Here is a 19,101-nt window from a genome sequence, read left to right on the forward strand (position 1 = left end):
GCTTCATGAGCCGGAATGGATGCCTGAGATGCGGGCACTTCTGAAATCGAAGGCTGCGGAGTCAGGCACAGCGTTCGGAAGATGGCTACTGAGTGAAAGTGGCATATCCGGGATTTCGAAGGCGCACGTACGTGAATTTGAGGCGTGGCTCGGCACGAATCACACGCTGCGTAACGTATTGCGTAGCATCACCCAACGAATCAGAGATCAGATTCCAGGGTTCCCGTTAGCGCGAATTGCTATTGCCATCAAGCGGGCAGCGAACCCGATCAATCCGGACGTCTACACAGCCGAGAGAATTCAACGCAGCGGCCAACTGGTTCAAGCTCTGCAACAGGGCCTGAAAATGGATCTCGACGCGCTGAGTAGAGAAGAGCGTATCGGTCTACTGCTGCTGAGCGCAGCCTACAGCGGCGGATTGCTCGATGTGGCTCAGCTGAATGCGATGCTCGGCTCATCGTTGGAAAGCATTGAGTGGGTGGCGGGAATTCCCGAGATACGTCTGCCTTTATCAATCCGTGGCAAGACCGGCGCGGAATTTCGGCAGTGGTTCCCTGACCCCGCCACGCTGGCCCTGTTAATTCGCTGCGCGGATGATGTTCAAAAAAGCAGTTACAAGATGCATCGTAGGAATTGGCACATGCGCTGTGTGGATGCATTTCTGAGGAAGGTCGATATACCTGAACAGGATCAGCCACAAAATCTTAGTGAGCTGTTTGATCTGTTTAGGATGCAAATGCAACTGCGGCTTCCGCAGGTGCTGGTGAATTTTGCTTGCCGACAAGAGTTTGTCTCTCAATCCCTGCGCCCCTCATCGTGGGGCAATATCTGCGGCCAAGAGGATCTCGAGGATCCGGCGGGGACTTATGACGATGAATCTGTTTCGGATGGACCTGAGGATAGCCCTGACCCACCCGCATGGTTGCTGGAGCTGCGCGATCGGGTCCGGGATAACCTGCCCATCGAGATGCCGTTGCAGGCAGAGGGTTCCGGAGAGCTTCCCGGCCTAATCCAGAGTTGGATTGCCTACATGCTGGGCGGCGCCTCTGCATACGGCCACAGTGCCGGGCGCAGCACCATAGATCGATATACCCGAGTACTAGGCGCAGCACTTACGTCGCAGCTAGATGGCACAAGTATTTTCGAGCTCGAAATTGGCGCGCTGGAAATCGTGTATGAATCCTCACTTGATGCTCAGGCCACAGATGGCAAACGGCGCACCCTGGCCAAGGCAATTCATGAGTTTCACACGTTCCTGCAGCGCCGCTACAGCTATCCGCCAATCAGCCCCTACTCAATCCTAGGAATCGGTAAAGGCGTGACCCGTGTGGATGCCCGTATTATCAGCGAGGACCAGTACCAGACGGTTCTACAGGCGCTCGGCACCTGCGGGCTGGAGCTGCGCTCGCCACGCCTGGTCACTGCAGCCAGAATCCTACTGTTTCTGGGGTTTCGACTGGGGCTGCGGCGTAACGAGGCTCTCAAGCTTCGCCTACGTGATTTGCATCTGCCCGAGTTGTCGATAGAGGAAACAGCACGTATTCAGGCACGGCGCCCGAACATGCGCAGGCTATCCAGCAATGAATTGGTCGGAATGGAACTGCCAGTTGATCTGCTCATCCGTCCCCATGCACACCGCGGATTGAAAACCCAGAATGCCGTTCGGCGTTTGCCACTACGTGAGTTGCTTGAGCCCGATGAACTCACGCTGCTGATTGACTGGTATCGAGAGCGACAATACGAAGAAAACCAAAATCCAACGTCGGAATTCCTTTTCTGTATCCCGCAGCTAAAAACGCAGTGGATCAGCGAGAGTTGCCTGTTCCCGGCCCTGCATAACTGCATGCGCGCGGTTACTGGTTCTGAGTCCCTGCATTACCATCACCTGCGCCATTCCTGCGCTACCTGGCTTTTTTTCAAGCTGATGGTGGCGCACAACCGGCTCTCACCAGAGCTGATTTTCCGTGATCTGCCCCTAACCACGCGCTGGCTAAGGGATGACCTCAGATTGCGCAAAGCACTGCTGCCGAATGAGGGCCCCACCCGGCGAATCGTCCATATTGTCAGTGCCATCCTCGGGCACAGCAGCCCAAAAACTACTCTGTTGCACTACGTGCATAGCCTGCCGCAGGGCATGGCCATGATGTGGCAATGGAATCCCCAGCATTGGCTATTCAATGCCGCAAACGTTGCCAAGATAGCCGAGGTGAGCCAGCCCACTATGAGTGCTGAGCCCAATGATGGCATTCCGGTTGAGTGCCAACTGCTACTCAACATCATCGGTCGCATTAGGCCAATTAAAGAGTGCAAGCGCACTCGGAAGAAGGCGCGTCCAAGCCCGGCTCAACAGGTGGAGCAGAACTGGGCGATTGGGCGAATTCAGACTATCGAGTCGATGCTGGCGTATACCTCATATGCCGAGCAGACGGGTCGAGAGGTCAATCTCGATTGGATCGAGTTTTCTGCTGATGAACGAGAAATGATGCTTGAGCGGGCACGCTGTATCCGCGATATGCAGCAGCGACCGGGAGCAAGCAGCGCAAGCCCAAAACACAGGCTCCAACCTGCTCTGCATGCAGAAGGTTCGTCGTATCTGTCGCTGCTGCCATCGCCTCCAAAGCATGGGGGCCGCGTCGCAGTGGCCGAGTATGCGCAGCGCCTCTACGAACTGCTCGAAGGTCCCGACAGCGAACGCGCCCAGCGCGTGATTGATGATTTTGTTGAGCGCTGCTGGCTGACTGAAACCACGCTACGATTCCAGCGTGATTGTGACGAGGGCCATGCCCAAGACTACCTATGGCTTCTCAGTGTTATAGGTGTTCCGGCTCGGTCTATAGAGCTGATCGTCTACGACACCAACAAGCCGAAGACAACCAAGTCTTACTGGCGTCAACAACTCGGAAACACTCGCCGCCCGTTCATTCAGCACGCGCCTGAGAACAACGATGTAGCGAATCTACATTTGGGTATAAGGGCGAAGCTTGAGTTAAAGGATCAGGCTAAGGAGAACCATCACTCCGGCGCGGCCTTGCGCTACCTGATGCTGATGGCCTCCATCGACTGGCATTTCCGTGCCTGACCAAGTCCCGGAGGGCATTCAGCCCTCCGGATCATCCTGCAATTCCAGCAAATCCCCCACCTGGCAGTTCAGGTACTGGCAGATCGTTTCCAGGTCCTTGAGCTCCACCCTCTGCGCGGTCTCGTGATAGAGCCGCGTGAGGGTTCCGCGGTTGATCCCCGTGTCCCTGACCACGTCGCTGATCTTCAGTTTCCGCTCGCCGAGTAAGCGAGATAAATGGCACTTGACCATCCCAATCTCCAAAAAATGATCTACAGAAGATCATTTTGTCCTTGCAAAGCCCAAGATGAGCGTTATATTGATCTGCAGGAGATCATTATGAGTATTCAGAAGCTCATAAGAATCCGCTGTCGTTCAATTTAGCAGAGAGGGCATATCCATGTCTCACACATACCTGACTACCGAGGAACTGGCCACGCGCATGAAGTACGACGCGCGCACCATCCGTAATCGCTTGAAAGATTCAGTCCTGCTCGAAGGGATTCACTACTTCCGTCCCTTTGGCGGCCGCAAGATCCTTTTCATCTGGGAAGCCGTCGAAGAAGACATGCAGAAATTCTCGCGGGCTTCTGGGCTGGTTCCGATGGCTGGTGGAGGTATCTGCCATGGGTAAGATTCGTGCCCGTGCCGACAACGAGAAGTTGTTCTTTGACTTCACCTACCTGGATCAGCGCTGCCGTGAGCAGACCACGCTGCCTGATACGCCTACTAACCGGAAAAAGCTGGAGAAGATCCTTGAGCGCATAGAGGCGGAAATCACCCTCGGCTGCTTCGACTACGCAACCTACTTCCCTCAAAGCAGCAAGGTGCAAGAGATCAGTCGGCTGCAGGCTGGCTGTACATCGCTGAGAACACCACTGTTCAAGGATTTTGCCGAACTGTGGTTTGAGGAGATGAGGGTCGAGTGGCGTGATACGCACGCCAAAACCGTGCGCCTTACCCTTGATAAGCATTTGCTGCCTGAGTTCGGCAAGAAAGAGGTCAGCGCCATCACCAAAGCAGAACTTCTGTCATTTCGCTCGGCACTCGGCAAAGTCCCCGGGCAGAAAGGTCAGAGTCTGACAGCGACGCGAATCAACCACATCATGACGCCATTGCGCATGATCCTTAGTGAGGCAGCTGACCGCTTCGAGTTTACCTCGCCATATCTCAACATCAAATCACTGAAAGTCCCCAAGACAGACGTGGAGCCCTTCACCCTGGATGAGGTGCTGCAGATTCTCGCTGCCGTGCGTGAGGACTTCCGCAACTACTACACCGTGCGCTTTTTCACCGGCATGCGGACAGCCGAAGTTGATGGTCTGCAATGGAAGTATGTCGACTTTCAGCGGCGGCAGATTCTGATTCGTGAAACCTGGGTGGGCGGCAAGCTCGATTACACCAAGAACGACGGCTCACAGCGTGAAATTGACATGTCCGAGCCGGTCTACCAGGCGCTCCTCGGCCAGCGGGAGAAAACCGGCAGCGGACAGTTCGTCTTCTGCACCCGCGAAGGCACGCCGCACGCATACCGCAACATCAACGACCGGGTTTGGTACCCGCTGCTGCGGCACCTGGGGTTGCGGCGGCGGCGTCCCTACCAAACCCGCCATACAGCCGCGACCCTCTGGCTGGCGGCTGGTGAAAACCCGGAGTGGATCGCCCGGCAGATGGGACACACCACCACCGAGATGCTGTTCCGTGTCTATTCGCGCTATGTCCCCAACCTGACGCGGCGTGATGGCAGTGCCTTCGACAACCTAATCAAAGCCAATCTCAAGGCCTGAGGAGTTCCACCATGAAACTGATCAAACGTGACAACGTAACCCCTCTGTATCCATCGATGGAGGCTCGCGAGCATAAGTACCTCAAGCATCTGGCTTCAGCCATGAGTCACTACCTCGAGACCCCCCATGGCACTGAGCTTGTTTGCATCCTGGGCTCTGGCTACGAGAAGGATAACCGGCATGCCCTCGAAACCTGGGTCGCCTACCACCGCAACGAAGTTTTCGAAAAACGCCTGGAGGGGCGTAGCCCGCTGGATTACCTGATCGAGAAGCTTGAAAGCCTGTTGGCTAACTAAGCTCACAAGGGGCCGAAAGGCCCCTTCATCGTTCTACACCGGCAGCAGCTCATACCAATATTTGCTTGGAGCAAAAGTCGCGCTGTTGCTACAGCTCAACTTGAACATCCAGTCAGGCAGTTAAAGACCCGCGTTGAAGGATTGGTTTACTATCCGGACGCGAACCAGAGCACATTTTTCTCCTGCCCGCTGATGGGCAAGAGGGAGGCCGGGAGAACAGGGACAGTGGTAAACAAGCAACGCGTATTGGCCAGTTGGGTTGGCGGGAATGATCTAAAGGCAGTTGCAGGTGCTGAGGCTGGCCCGATTCTGGCGACCCTGAATACTGTGGCTGTTGATAAAGTCGAGCTGCTTTGTTCATACCCCGCCGAGCGCGTCGAACCCTACCTAGCCTGGCTCCGCCAGCAGGTCGATGTACCCGTCACCGCGCATTACGTGACCTTGTCTTCCCCCGTTCATTTCGGGGAGATCTACCAGGCCGCCAGTCAGCATTTAAAGCGCCTCAATACTCCCGCAAACCAGCTCTCCATTCTGCTCAGCCCCGGCACGCCGGCCATGCAAGCGGTGTGGATTCTGCTGGGCAAAACGCGATACCCGGCGACTTTCTACCAGTCTTCACTTGAGCAAGGCGTGCAGCAGGTTGAGGTGCCGTTTGAAATCGCGGCTGAGTATGTACCAGCGGCCAATGCCATCAGCACCGACAAGCTGGTTCAGCTCGCCGGGCTGGATGCCCCTGTGGATGCAGCCTTCGACAGCATCGTGACGCAGAGCGAGCGCATGCTGGTGCTCAAGGCGCAGGCGCAAATACTCGCGGCGAAGCAGGTGCCGGTGCTGATCTACGGTGAAACCGGCACCGGCAAAGAGTTGTTTGCCCGCGCCATTCACAACGCCGGCCCGCGTTCTGCAGCGCCCTTTGTTGCGGTGAACTGCGGTGCCATCGTGCCGGAGCTGATCGACTCCACCCTGTTTGGCCACAAGAAGGGCGCATTCACTGGCGCGATTGCCGATCGGCCTGGGGTGTTCCAGCAGGCTCACGGCGGCACGCTGTTTCTCGATGAGTTCGGTGAGCTGACGCCGGATGTACAGGTGCGACTGCTGCGTGTACTGCAGGAAGGCACCTTCACCCCGGTAGGCTCCAGCCAGGAACTCAAGGTCGATGTGCGGCTGATCACCGCCACTCACCGCAACCTGATGCAGGAAGTTGCTCACGGGCGCTTCCGTGAAGACCTGTTCTATCGCATCGCTGTGGGCGTACTGCACCTGCCGCCGCTTAGAGAGCGCGAAGGGGATCTGCTGTTGCTGTCCGAAGCGCTGCTGGCAGGTATTGCCAGCCAGGACACCAGTCTGGGTGATAAGAAAATTTCCGCAGAAGCAAAAAATCTTATCCTTCAGCACCCCTGGCGTGGCAACGTTCGTGAGCTGCAGTCCACTTTGTTACGCGCAGCGCTCTGGTGTCAGGGTGATTTGATTACTGCCCACGATATCGAGCAGGCACTGTTCAAGCTGCCGCAAGCGCAGGCCGATGTATTGGCCATGGATGTTACCCAAGGTATTGATCTGCAACAGGTAATTGCCGAGGTGGCAGGGCATTATCTGCGCAAGGCGCTGACGCTTACCGGCAATAACAAGACCCGGGCGGCCAGCCTGCTAGGCCTCAAAAGCCAGCAAACGCTGAGCAACTGGATGGACAAATACGGTATCGAATAAAACTGGCACGGTCCTCGCTGTAGGACCGACATGGACAGAATCGCCTTTATGAAATCAGTCAACTTCGAGTTCCTCCGCCCCGGCAACGAGCTGCTGGCCAACCTCGCCGGTCTTGCCGAGGCTGTCCTGCACATAGATCCGGGCAGCGCGCTCACCCGTCTGCGCAGCTTTGCCGAAGAGCTGACCAAAGCCATCTACAAGGAAGAACTGCTGCCGCGTATGCCGCAGTCGAGCTTCTACGACCTGGTGAAAAACCCGGTGTTTGTCGATTGCGTCAGCAAGCCGCTGGTGCACCAGATCAACTTCCTGCGCATCCAAGGCAACGACACTGCCCACGGTGCCGAAGGTGATTTGCGCAATGCCCAGCTGGCCCTGAAGACCGCCTACCAACTGGCCATGTACATGGCCATCAAGTACTACGGCACCGCGCAGGCCGCGATCCCCGCATTTGCCGAGGTCAAAGACCCAACAGCGATGCTGGCCAGTCTGCAGAAAACCGTCTCCAGCTATGAGAAGGAACTCAACCAGCAGCAGGAAGCGCTGCAGAGCGTGATGGACAAGCTGGAGCAGGAGCGCACCCGCCACCTCGACAAGGTCGACCCGCCTGCCAAGCCTGACCAGCAAAAGCGTCAGCAGCAGAGCCAGCAGGTGGCCGACAGCCTGCAGTGGAACGAAGCCAAAACCCGCGCATTGCTGATCGACGCCATGCTCCTGCAAGCCGGTTGGGATGTCAGCAATCCCGCGCAGGTCGGCCAGGAAGTCGAGGTCGACTTCCCCGGCAACGTTTCCGGCAAGGGCCGTGCGGACTACGTGCTATGGGGCGACAACGGTCAGCCCCTAGCCGTGATCGAGGCCAAGAAATCCGGCAATGTCAGCCTGCAAGCCGGGCGCGAACAGGCGCGCATGTACGCCGACGGTTTCGAGCGCATGGGCATGCAGCGCCCGGTGATTTTCTACAGCAACGGCTACGAAACCTTTATCTGGGATGACAAGCAGTACAACACCTATCGCCCGGTGTACGGCATCTACAGCAAGGACAGCCTGGAATACCTCGCCTATCAGCGCCAGTATCGCGTCCCCACGCTGGAGAAACACAACCCCGAGCTGAGCATTGCCGACCGCCCCTACCAGATCGAAGCGATCAAAACTGTCGCCGCGCACTTCCAGCAGCAGCGCCGCAAAGCCCTGATCATCCAGGCCACGGGCACCGGCAAAACCCGCGTGGCCATCGCCTTGGCTGAGTTGCTGCTGCGTACCGGCTGGGCCAAACGCGTGCTGTTCCTCTGCGACCGCAAAGAGCTGCGCGTGCAGGCCGATGACGCCTTCAAGCAAAACCTGCCCAGCGAGCCGCGCTGTGTGATCGGCGAAACCGGCAAGGTCGACCAGACCGCGCGCATCTACATCGCCACCTACCCGGGCATGATGAACCGCTTCGCCCAACTCGATGTCGGCTTCTTCGACCTGATCATCGCCGACGAAAGCCACCGCAGCATCTACAACAAGTACCGCGACCTGTTCGATTACTTCGACGCGCTGCAGGTCGGCCTCACCGCCACGCCGGTGAAGTTCATCAGCCGCAACACCTTCGATATTTTCGACTGCGAAACCACCGACCCCACCTTCGAGTTCGGCCTCGATGCTGCCATCAATAATGAGCCGCCGTATCTGGTGCCATTCCGCGTGAAGGACCTCACCACGGACTTCCTACGCGACGGCATCCACTACAACGACCTCAGCGACGAGCAAAAGCGCCAGCTCGAAGAGGACCTCGGCGAGGAGGAGGCCAAGCGCACCACCATCGCCGGCAAGGACATTGGCCGCAAAATCTTCAGCGAAGACACCGACCGCATCATCCTGGAAAACCTGATCAACAACGGCATCAAGGATGAGACTGGCTCACTGGTCGGCAAAACCATCGTCTTCGCCCAGCGTCAGGACCACGCCGAGCACCTGGAAAAGCTCTTCTGCAAGCTCTACCCGCAGTACGGCACCAAGGTCTGCAAGGTCATCCACAACGCCATCCCGCATGTGGACACCCTGATCAAGGAATTCAAAAAGCCGGACAACGACTTCCGCATCGCCATTTCGGTCGACATGCTCGACACCGGCATCGACGTACCCGAAGTGGTCAACCTGGTGTTCGCCAAGCCGGTCAAATCCTGGGTCAAGTTCTGGCAGATGATCGGCCGCGGCACACGCCTGCGCCCCAACCTGTTTGGCCCCGGTAAACACAAAACCGAGTTCCTGATTTTCGACCACTACGGCAACTTCGATTTCTTCGAGCAGGAGTATCAGGAGCCGGAAGACACCGGCAGCAAATCCCTGCTGCAAACCACCTTCGAGGCCCGCTTGGCGCTGGCCCAAGCTGCACTGCGTCACAACCATGCCGCTGCCTTTGATGCCGCCATTGCCCTGCTGCGCGCCGATATCAACGACCTGCCCGACACCAGCGTTGCGGTAAAGCGTGAGCTGCGCGCCGTGCACCAGTTGCAGCAAACCCAGCAGCTGCAACAGTTCGATGGCAAAACCCAACACCTGCTGGCTAACACCATTGCCCCGCTGATGTCCGCCCGCGTGCTGCGCGACAAACACGCCACTGCGCTGGATAAGCTGATCGCCGGTATTCAGTGCTGCCTGGTCGAGCAGGCCACCTGCTTCGAGGACGGCAAAATTGCCCTGCTGGCCGAGTTGGACAAGCTCGCCGTGAATATCCAAGCCGTACGCCAGAAGGATGCCCTGATTGCCGAAGTACGCAGCGCCGACTTCTGGCTGCAGCCGAGCATCGACAAGCTGGAAAACTCCCGCCAAGAACTGCGCGGCATCATGAAATACCGGCAAACCGGCAGCACTGGCGGCTATGACATGCCCAGCACTTCTACTGGCGATGACGGCGTAGAAGTGAACGAGCGCAAGGTGGTGATTGCCGGTGCCAGCGAGGCCATGATCTACCGCCGCCGCCTCAAGGACATCCTTGCCGGCATGCTCGCCGCCAACCCGACCCTGCAGAAAATCCACAAGGGCGAACCCATTGCCGAGACCGAGCTGAAAACCCTGACCTCGACCATCCTCACCAGCCACCCCGGCGTCAGCCTGGAGGTGCTCAACGAGTTCTACGGTCGCACAGCGGATCAACTGCACCTCACCGTGCGCGAGATCATCGGCCTGGATGCACACGTCATTGAGGAACACTTCAAGCAGTTCCTCCATGCCCATCCCAGCCTGACCGCCCAGCAGGTGCGCTTTATGAACCTGCTGAAAAACTACATCGCCCAGCACGGCAGCATCGTGATTGAAACACTCTACGACGCGCCGTTTTCCAGCATCTCCCACGAGGGCATTGACGGCGTGTTCGCCCCCGCCGATGTCACCGAGCTGGTGGCCGTGCTCAAACCCTTCTTGAAGAACCCCGAACAGCCCGGCACATCCGCCTGATGGCCGTACAACCTACAGATCGAGACCACTGAATGCTCACCGGCAAAATCCGCAACGATATCGACAAGCTCTGGGAAAAATTCTGGACGGGCGGCATCACCAACCCGCTGACTGTGATCGAACAGATCAGCTACCTGATGTTCGCCCGCATGCTCGACATGCAGGAAGACGTGGCCGAGCGCAAAGCCAACCGCACCGGCAAGCCCTTCGACCGTCTGTTCCCCAATACGCCGGAAGGCCAACTGCTGCGCTGGAAGAACTTCCGCAACATGAGCGGCAAGGAGCTGCACAGCCACCTCAAGCAGAAGGTCTATCCATTCTTCGCCAAGCTCGGTGGTGCCGAAGGCGAGGGCGGTGAGCGCGAAGGCCTTGGCCATATCAGCGAGTACATGCAGGACGCCGATCTGGAGATCAAGAACGAGTCCGTGCTCACTTCCGCCGTGGAGATGGTCAACGACCTGCCGCTGACCCAGAGCGATGTAAAGGGCGATATTTACGAATACCTGCTCAGCAAGCTCACCACCGCCGGCATCAACGGCCAGTTCCGCACCCCGCGCCATATCATCGACGCGATGATCGAACTGATCGCCCCGCAGCCCACCGAGGTGATCTGCGACCCGTCCTGCGGCACCGCCGGCTTTCTCGCCCGCACCATGGAATACCTCAACCGCGTGCATTCCAGCCCGGAAGGCACCTTCACCGACGAAGACGGCAACCTGCATTACTCCGGCGACCTGCTCGAACCTTACCGCCAGCACATCAACAGCCAGATGTTCTGGGGCTTTGACTTCGACACCACCATGCTGCGCGTCTCCAGCATGAACATGATGCTGCACGGCGTGAACGGCGCGAACATCCGCTACCAGGACACCTTGAGCAAATCCATCAAGGAGCACTACCCGCGTCAGGAGCAGGACTTCTTCGACGTGGTGCTGGCCAACCCGCCGTTCAAAGGCAGCCTGGATGAAACCAACACCAACCCCGACGTGCTCGGCCTGGTGAAAACCAAGAAGACCGAGTTGCTGTTCGTCGCCCATATCCTCCGCTCGCTCAAGCTCGGTGGCCGCGCCGCCGTGATCGTGCCGGACGGCGTGCTGTTCGGCTCATCCAAGGCCCACCAGCAACTGCGCCAGGAGCTGCTCGACAACAACCAGTTGGAAGGCATCGTCAGCCTGCCCAGCGGCGTATTCAAACCCTACGCGGGTGTCAGCACCGCCATCCTGATTTTCACCAAGGGCGGCACCACCGAGCGTGTGTGGTTCTACGACCTGCAGGCCGACGGCTACTCGCTGGATGACAAACGCACCGAGCTGAAAGGCGAGGGCAGCAACGACCTGCCCGATGCCATCGCCCAATGGCACAAATACCGGCAGATGGTCGAGGGCAACGTTAGCGCCAGCACCATCAACACCCTGTTCGGCGACAAGCGCAAAAAGGCCTTTGTCGTGTCCGCCGAGGATATCGCTGCCAACAAGTACGACCTCTCCATCAACCGCTACAAGGAAGTGGAGTACCAGCAGGAGCAGTACGAGGACCCGAAGGTGATTCTGCAACGGCTAAAAGGGTTGGAGCAGGAAATCATGGCGGATCTGGATGAGCTGGAGAGGTTGCTGTGATGAATCTCGTTCCTTTTGGGAGTGTATGCAGCCTTCAGAACGGGAGAGCATTTAAGCCGGAGGAGTGGTCCGCCTCGGGCACTCCTATTGTTCGAATCCAAAATCTGAATGATGAAAGTAAACCTTTCAATTACTGCGATTTTGAGGTGGAAAAAAGATTTCATGTTGATTCGGGGGACTTACTTTTTTCTTGGTCTGGTACCCCAGGGACTTCCTTTGGTGCATTCTTTTGGAATCGGGGCAAGGGCTTTTTAAATCAACACATTTTTAGGGTTGATATTGATGAACGTCATATCGACAAAAACTATCTTCGATATGCAATAAACTCTAAGCTGGACTTGATTATTGACCAGGCTCATGGCGGAGTTGGCCTTAAGCACATTACTAAAGGCAAGCTTGAAGCAGTAGAAATCCCCCTCCCACCCCTGCCCGAACAAAAGCGCATCGCTGCCATCCTCGACAAGGCCGACGCCATCCGCCGCAAACGCCAGCAAGCCATCCAGCTCGCCGACGACTTCCTCCGCGCCGTGTTTCTGGACATGTTCGGCGACCCGGTGACCAATCCGAAGGGATGGGATCTGTTGCCGTTTTCAGCGGTCGGCACTCTAGATAGAGGTAAATCAAGGCACAGGCCGAGAAATGATCCAGCTCTTTTGGGAGGTATTCATCCGCTAATCCAAACCGGCGAGGTGGCGAACTCTCGGGGGTATATCAAAGAGCACTCCGCAACATACTCCGATCTTGGCTTGGCGCAGAGCAAGAAATGGGATGCCGGCACGCTATGCATAACAATTGCGGCGAATATTGCTAAAACGGGAATTTTGACTTTTCCGGCTTGCTTCCCTGATAGCGTGGTTGGATTTATTCCGAATAAGCATGTGACTGTTGAGTATGTTCAGCACTGGCTGGGCTTTTTACAGAAAAACTTAGAAGAGAATGCCCCTCAGGCTGCTCAAAAAAATATCAATCTTGAAATTCTCAGGGCACTTTTGATTCCCGTTCCGCCAAAGTCAGAGCAAGAACAGTTCAGTTCAATGGTGGCCGGCATTCTTGCCATTGAGGAGAAGATAGCCAGCTCCAGCGATGCATTAGGTAATGCATTCGATGCGCTAAGCCAAAAAGCCTTTTCCGGCCAGCTGTAGATAAGGTAATCCCCATGCGCCTCAAGTCCGTCAAACTTACCCATTTTTTCGGCTATCGCGCCACCAGGGTTATCCCATCGACGCAGCCATGAGTTGCCACGGCTTCTGCCTTAAATAACGTATTAAAGGAAAATAAAGATGAGTGATCACAGCAAATTACTCGAAGATGCACTGAAGCAAGATAGTCAAATTGGTGCTGATTTTATTGGGAAGATATTCAGTCGGATCAATAGCGTTCTAAATTACCAACCGGTAGTCGGTGTTTTTGGTAAGACCGGCGCGGGCAAGTCCAGTCTGTGCAATGCGGTATTCGGCAAAGACGTGTGCGAGATCAGCGATATTGCCGGCTGCACGCGTAAGCCGCAGGAAGTCATCCTCGATATCGGTGGTAAAGGCATTAAACTGCTGGATGTGCCCGGCGTTGGTGAAAGCAATGAGCGGGATAAGGAGTATGCCGAGCTTTACCGTTCTATACTGCCTGAGCTTGATCTGGTGCTGTGGGTAATTAAGGGCGATGATCGGGCGTTCTCATCAGATGAAACATTCTATAAGAGTCTGGTGAGGCCTTATATTGATAAAGGGCGTCCATTTATTATTGCTCTCAATCAAGTCGATAAGATTGAGCCGTTTCGCGAGTGGGATGAAAGAGCTCAAAAGCCAGGGGCCAAGCAGGCAGAAAATATCGAACAAAAGCGTATGAGTGTGGCAAAGATTTTTGATTTGCCCTACTCGTGCGTGATCCCAGTATCGGCCAATGAAAAATATGGGCTCGTTCAGCTGGTTGAAAAGATTATTGAGGTCCTGCCGGCGGATAAGAAAGCAATTGTTCTTGATTCTGTTAAGGCTGAAAACCGCTCTGAAAACTCAAAAGCAGAGGCCAAGGATGGTTTGATTGGCGAGATATTTAACATAGTGACCGATATTATTCCTGTTGCGCCAATCGCGAAGGCTGCAGTAAAGCTGGTAACAAAGGTGTTGAACAAAATATTCAGCTGGTGGTAGTCAGTGGATATAACTAAGTACCGCCTCCACCGCGGTGATATCAGCGAGCTCTCAAAGCGCTTCCCCGCGTTTGACCAATTTAAAGACGCCGATCGTTTCGGCTGGCATAAGTGGGTCGATCAAACGACGGGGCTTGGATACTTGGAGCGAATGGTTTTATTTATCGGAAAGTCTGGCTATGGCAAGTCCACCACAGTTAACGCCCTGATCGGTCGGCCTATTCTTGAAACCAGTGACGTAGAGGCGTGTGCCCGCGAGTGCCAATGTCTCGACTTTCATATTGGTAATAACTATTGGCTGTCATTGGGCGATTTTCCGGGTATAGGTGAAAGCCTTGAGCGCGATGTGGAGTACTTAAAGCTTTATTCTGATTTTTTTAGTTATGCTTCCGCGATCGTCCATGTGCTTAGGGCTGATACTCGGGACTATGCCGTAGACGAGCAGGCAGTAAGACATTTGACCCAGGCCTCAGAGCTTAAGCGCAAAGTCATTTACGCGCTTGGGCAATGCGACAAAGTTGAGCCCATCACTCGTCATCTGCATCAGGCTCCAACAGCTGAGCAACTAACAAATATCGACCTGAAGCTGCGCGAGGTTACCAAGGTGTTTTCGCCACATCATCCGGTTGTGCCTTATTCGGCTGAGACGGGGTGGAACATGGCTGTACTGAGTAATGAAATCGTTCGTGTTGCACTCGGTGAGTAATTGCTGAAACAAGGACTAACTCTATGGCGCTTGATTTGAGCAACACCTTGGTTGTGGGCATCTCGGCAACTGCTCTGTTCGATATGAGCGAGTCCGATCAGATGTTCAAGGCGGCACTGGAGGCTGACCCGGAAAGCGTGATCGACAACTACCGTCGCTATATGCAGGAGCGCGAGGACGAGCCACTGGTGCCTGGCACCGGGTATCACCTGGTCAAGGCATTGCTTGACCTCAACCGACATATGAAAGCTGAAGACACCTCCCCGCTGGTTGAGGTAGTGGTGATGTCGCGCAACAGCCCGGACACCGGTATTCGAGTGCTCAAGACCATTCGCCGCGATCAGTTGGCAATCACCCGTTCAGCTTTTACCGGCGGCGAATCGGTGGCCGACTATATGGACGCCTTCGATGTGGACCTGTTTCTGACCACGAATGTGGAGGACGCGCAAAAGGTCATCGACTCCCGGCAGTGCGCCGCAGCAATCCTTAAGGCCCCGCCGGCTAATGCCCCGCAAATCCCCGAGGGACAGGTGCGTATCGCCTTCGACGGTGATGCGGTGCTGTTCTCCGACGCCAGTGAACTGGTCTACAAAACTCAGGGGTTGGATGCGTTCAAGGCTCAGGAAGATGCGCTGCAACATACACCAATGGATGAGGGCCCCTATGCCAGCTTGTTGATAAAGTTGGCCCGTCTGCAGGAGCGCCTGCCCACCGGTGGCAGGGATTCTCCTATCAGAATCGCCATCGTTACCGCACGCAACTCTCCATCTGAGATGCGCGTCATTAACACCCTGCGTGCCTGGGGTGTGTATGTCGATGAGGCGTTCTTTTTGGGGGGTGTTGGCAAGCCCAAAGTCCTTCGCGCCTTCAACCCGCACATCTTCTTCGACGACCAGGATGTGCACTTGGAAGCCGCTGCCAATCTGGTACCCTCTGGCAAAGTGCCATACCTTTCCCGCTCGGGCCTGGTAGATCTGCTACCTGCGGCAAGCGGGTAGATTCGTTTTTACGCATGCAAAGGAATGCCCATGTCAGCGCAGAAGTACTCCGTTAATCAGCACCTGATCGAAACCTTGCTGACTTGGGTGAAATCCGGGGAGATTGCCATACCGGAAATTCAGCGGCCGTTCGTGTGGGATGCCACCAAAGTGCGTGACCTGATGGACAGCCTGTATCAGGGCTTTCCGGTGGGTTACATCATTGCCTGGCGCAACCCGACGGTGAAGCTGAAAGACGGCTCGCTGGCCGAGGGCAAGAAGGTGTTGATCGATGGCCAGCAGCGGGTCACGGCGCTGACAGCCGCCATCGCCGGGCAGCAGGTGGTCAATCAGGATTACCAGCAGGTGCGTATCCGCATCGCCTTCCACCCCATCGAAGAACGCTTCGAGGTCAGTAACCCGGCCATTGAGAAGGACAAAGCCTGGTTTGCTGATATCGCGCCCATCGTTAACGGTGAACATAAGGCACATAAGGTCGGTCGCGACTACCTGGAGCTAAACCCTGACGTCGATGAAGACCTGCTTTACGAGCGGCTGGACCGGTTGTGCGATATCACCAAGAAGCAGATCGGCCTGATCGAGCTGGCGGCAGATCTGGATATCGAGACGGTCACCGAGATCTTTATCCGCATCAACTCCAAGGGTGTGGTGCTTAGCCAGGCGGACTTTGTCATGTCGAAGATCGCCGCTAACGAGGAGTTCGATGGCAACACCCTGCGCAAGGCCATCGACTACTTCTGCCACCTGTCCATTGCGCCGGAGTTCTACGCGCATATCGAGAACAACGATAAGACCTTCGTGCAGACCGAATACTTCAAAGCTATGCGCTGGCTGAAGAGTGAAAACGACGACCTCTACGACCCCAGCTACTCGGACATGCTGCGCGTGGCCTTCACCACCAAGTTCAATCGTGGACGGCTGTCGGATCTGGTAGGGCTGCTCTCTGGCCGTAACTTCGAGACGCGTAGCTACGAGAAGGAAATCGAAGAAGCGTCCTTCAAGACCCTGAGCGAAGGGGTCAGGGAGTTCATCAATGAAACGCACTTCAAACGCTTCCTGATGATCATCCGTTCGGCCGGCTACGTGGACAGCTCCATGATCGGCTCGGTCAACGCGCTGAACTTCGCCTATGTGCTGTACCTCAAGCTCAAACGCGACCTGGGCAACAACCCCAATATCGAAAGCTGGGTGCGCCGCTGGTTCGTGATGTCGCTGCTTACCGGGCGCTATTCGGGTTCGCCGGAGTCCAGGTTCGACAAGGACATCAAGGCCGTGCACGAGCGAGCATTTGCTGACGTACTGGCTGATATCGAAGCGGCTGAACTGTCTGATGCCTTCTGGGACTTCGGTCTGCCGCAGGCCTTGAACACCTCGTCCGTCAACGCCCCGGCTATCAAGGTGTTCTGGGCCGCACAGGCCAATCGCGGTGACAAGGGCTTCCTGTCCAAGGACATCACCGTGCGCGACATGCTCACGCACCACGGTGACATCCACCACATCTTCCCGAAGAACTTCCTCAAGCAGCGGGGGCTGCTCAGAAGCAAGTACAACCAAGTGGCCAACTACGTGTACGTGCAGCAGGAAGTGAACATCAAGATCGGCGACACCGCCCCGGCCGCTTATATGGCGAAGGTCTTTGACCAGTGTCAGCAAGGCGCTGCGCACTACGGTGCGATCATCAGCCTGGATGCCCTTAAGGCCAACCTGGCGGCCAACTGCCTCCCGGATGACCTCGCTGCCTATCAGCCTGAGCAGTTCGAAACCTTCCTCACCGAACGCCGCCGACTGATGGCGCAGAAGATCAAGCAGTATTACTGGGGGTTGTAAGCGGTCATGTGGTGTAAATAAATTTTCAGCTGCATAAGAAATATTACTTATGTCGCAATGCCCTCAGCCTTTCCGAGTGCATAACATGCTGTTTTCAAAGGAACACATGAGTTGGCACGGAATGCGCTAAAGGATAGAAACACCTGATTACCAAGGAAGTATGAAAATGTCAGAACTCAAAAAATTCCAAGTCCAAACCGCTCGCCCGCTGCCGATCATCGTATTGGCCGACACTAGCGGCAGTATGTCGGTCGACGGCAAGATCGAAGCCCTTAACAAGGGGCTCAAGGACATGATCAACAGCTTTGCTGGCGAAAGCCGTCTGCGTGCAGAGCTGCAGGTCAGCTTGATCACCTTTGGCGGCAGTCAGGCTGAGTTGAACCTCCCGCTAACCCCCGCTCATCAGCTAAAAAGCTTTACCCCGCTTGTGGCAGACGGAATGACTCCGCTGGGCGGTGCGTTGACGCTTGCCTGCGACATGATCGAAGACAAGGACTGCATCCCCTCCCGTGCCTACAAGCCGGTAATCGTGTTGGCTTCCGACGGTTACCCGAATGATGACTGGCAAGGCCCCTTTGCTCGGCTGATCAATGGCGAACGCTCTTCAAAGGCCACTCGCTTTGCCATGGCTATTGGTGCTGATGCGGATGAAGCCATGCTCGGCGACTTCGCCAATGACCCAGAGGCCCCATTGTTCCGCGCTGAAAATGCGGGCGATATATATCGGTTCTTCCGCGCAGTAACTATGAGCGTCAGCGCGCGCAGCCAGTCGGCCACGCCTAATCAATCAACTCCCTTGCAGATCCCCAGCTCTGACGATCAAGACTGGGAGTTCTGATGCGCTTGTTGGCAAGCGGGGCTTCGGTGCGGGGCCCTGCTCATTTTTTGGATGGCTCACCGAATCAGGATGCCCTGTGCGTCAGCGGCCTCACAGGCGGGTGGTGCATTGCAGTGGCTGACGGACTGGGCAGCCGCCCGCTTAGCCATCTGGGTTCGCGTAAAGCCGTGCAACTGTTCAAGCAACTCGCCCGCCAACAGCGTGGCATTGCCCATGAGTCGGTAGCCCACAACCTGCGTGATGCCTGGCTGGCTCACTTTGGTGAGCGCTATCAGCTGCATGAAACAACCTGCCTCTGGGCCAGGGTAAACGATCAGGGTCACGGCGTGGCGGGCCAGGCTGGCGATGGCTTATTGCTAGTCAGGAGTCAGGGTGTGTTCAGAATCGTAACTGATGCGCGCCAAGGCTTTGGCAACCAGACCACGACCTTGGCGCAGGCGGCAGAGGCCGACTGCAGCCTAACTTTCGCGTTGTGCCAGGCCGGTGACGGCGTGTTGCTGATGACCGATGGCATCTCGGATGACCTGATTCCGGAACAACTGGAACCATTCTTCGATGCGATTTATCAACGTCAGCTGAGCATTAGCAAACGCCGCATGCGCCAGTGGCTGACCCGGGAATTAAACGGGTGGTCCACTCCACGTCATGGCGATGACAAGACAATCGCTGGAATATTCAGAACGGATTGAAGCA

15 protein-coding genes are annotated in these 19,101 nt (G+C 56.2%); 14 read left to right on the forward strand and 1 reads right to left on the reverse strand.

Features of this window, described 5'->3' with window-relative positions:
* Positions 1–19 precede the first annotated feature (19 nt).
* Positions 20–3,079, forward strand: a complete 3,060-nt coding sequence (locus B597_RS33735) for a tyrosine-type recombinase/integrase (protein ID WP_003292746.1) — start codon at positions 20–22, stop codon at positions 3,077–3,079.
* Between the two features lie 18 nt (positions 3,080–3,097).
* Here the strand turns inward: B597_RS33735 and B597_RS33740 are convergent, their stop codons facing one another.
* Entirely contained in the window at positions 3,098–3,310 is a 213-nt protein-coding gene (locus tag B597_RS33740; protein ID WP_003292745.1) for a helix-turn-helix domain-containing protein, read from the reverse strand.
* Positions 3,311–3,458: 148 nt separating this feature from the next.
* On the opposite strand from B597_RS33740, the gene B597_RS33745 reads away from it, so the two are divergent.
* The 13 genes from B597_RS33745 (at position 3,459) to B597_RS33805 (ending at position 19,097) form a co-directional block, all read left to right on the forward strand.
* A complete protein-coding gene (locus B597_RS33745; protein WP_003292744.1) occupies positions 3,459–3,692 on the forward strand; it encodes a hypothetical protein in 234 nt (77 codons plus the stop codon).
* Positions 3,685–4,845, forward strand: coding sequence for a site-specific integrase (locus B597_RS33750; protein WP_003292743.1), 1,161 nt, complete (start codon positions 3,685–3,687; stop codon positions 4,843–4,845). The genes B597_RS33745 and B597_RS33750 overlap by 8 nt, the downstream gene beginning before the upstream one ends.
* Positions 4,846–4,856: 11 nt before the next feature.
* Positions 4,857–5,141 carry a hypothetical protein gene (locus B597_RS33755; RefSeq protein WP_003292742.1) on the forward strand — a complete coding sequence of 95 codons (285 nt, stop codon included), beginning with the start codon at positions 4,857–4,859 and terminating at the stop codon, positions 5,139–5,141.
* Between the two features lie 246 nt (positions 5,142–5,387).
* Positions 5,388–6,848 (forward strand): sigma-54 interaction domain-containing protein, encoded by a 1,461-nt coding sequence (locus B597_RS33760; RefSeq protein WP_226924965.1) that lies wholly within the window; start codon positions 5,388–5,390, stop codon positions 6,846–6,848.
* A 48-nt stretch (positions 6,849–6,896) separates the two neighbouring features.
* Positions 6,897–10,280: a type I restriction endonuclease subunit R gene (locus B597_RS33765; RefSeq protein WP_003292740.1), complete on the forward strand. Its 3,384-nt coding sequence runs from the start codon at positions 6,897–6,899 to the stop codon at positions 10,278–10,280.
* A 32-nt stretch (positions 10,281–10,312) separates the two neighbouring features.
* Entirely contained in the window at positions 10,313–11,896 is a 1,584-nt protein-coding gene (locus B597_RS33770) for a type I restriction-modification system subunit M (protein ID WP_003292739.1), read from the forward strand.
* Entirely contained in the window at positions 11,896–13,038 is a 1,143-nt protein-coding gene (locus tag B597_RS33775) for a restriction endonuclease subunit S (RefSeq protein ID WP_003292738.1), read from the forward strand. The genes B597_RS33770 and B597_RS33775 overlap by 1 nt, the downstream gene beginning before the upstream one ends.
* A gap of 138 nt (positions 13,039–13,176) precedes the next feature.
* A complete protein-coding gene (locus tag B597_RS33780) occupies positions 13,177–14,040 on the forward strand; it encodes a GTPase family protein (RefSeq protein ID WP_003292737.1) in 864 nt (287 codons plus the stop codon).
* A 3-nt stretch (positions 14,041–14,043) separates the two neighbouring features.
* Positions 14,044–14,745: a GTPase family protein gene (locus B597_RS33785; RefSeq protein WP_003292736.1), complete on the forward strand. Its 702-nt coding sequence runs from the start codon at positions 14,044–14,046 to the stop codon at positions 14,743–14,745.
* A 23-nt stretch (positions 14,746–14,768) separates the two neighbouring features.
* On the forward strand, positions 14,769–15,743 hold the full coding sequence (locus B597_RS33790; RefSeq protein ID WP_024161950.1) for a 5'-nucleotidase: 975 nt from the start codon (positions 14,769–14,771) through the stop codon (positions 15,741–15,743).
* 30 nt (positions 15,744–15,773) lie between these two features.
* Complete coding sequence (locus B597_RS33795; RefSeq protein WP_024161951.1) at positions 15,774–17,570, forward strand: GmrSD restriction endonuclease domain-containing protein; 1,797 nt, start codon at positions 15,774–15,776, stop codon at positions 17,568–17,570.
* A gap of 166 nt (positions 17,571–17,736) precedes the next feature.
* Positions 17,737–18,408 (forward strand): vWA domain-containing protein, encoded by a 672-nt coding sequence (locus B597_RS33800; protein WP_003292733.1) that lies wholly within the window; start codon positions 17,737–17,739, stop codon positions 18,406–18,408.
* On the forward strand, positions 18,408–19,097 hold the full coding sequence (locus B597_RS33805; RefSeq protein ID WP_024161952.1) for a PP2C family serine/threonine-protein phosphatase: 690 nt from the start codon (positions 18,408–18,410) through the stop codon (positions 19,095–19,097). Before B597_RS33800 ends, B597_RS33805 begins: the two co-directional genes overlap by 1 nt.
* The last annotated feature ends 4 nt before the right edge of the window (positions 19,098–19,101 follow it).

This window comes from Stutzerimonas stutzeri KOS6 (genome assembly GCF_000307775.2).
GTDB lineage: Bacteria > Pseudomonadota > Gammaproteobacteria > Pseudomonadales > Pseudomonadaceae > Stutzerimonas > Stutzerimonas stutzeri_B.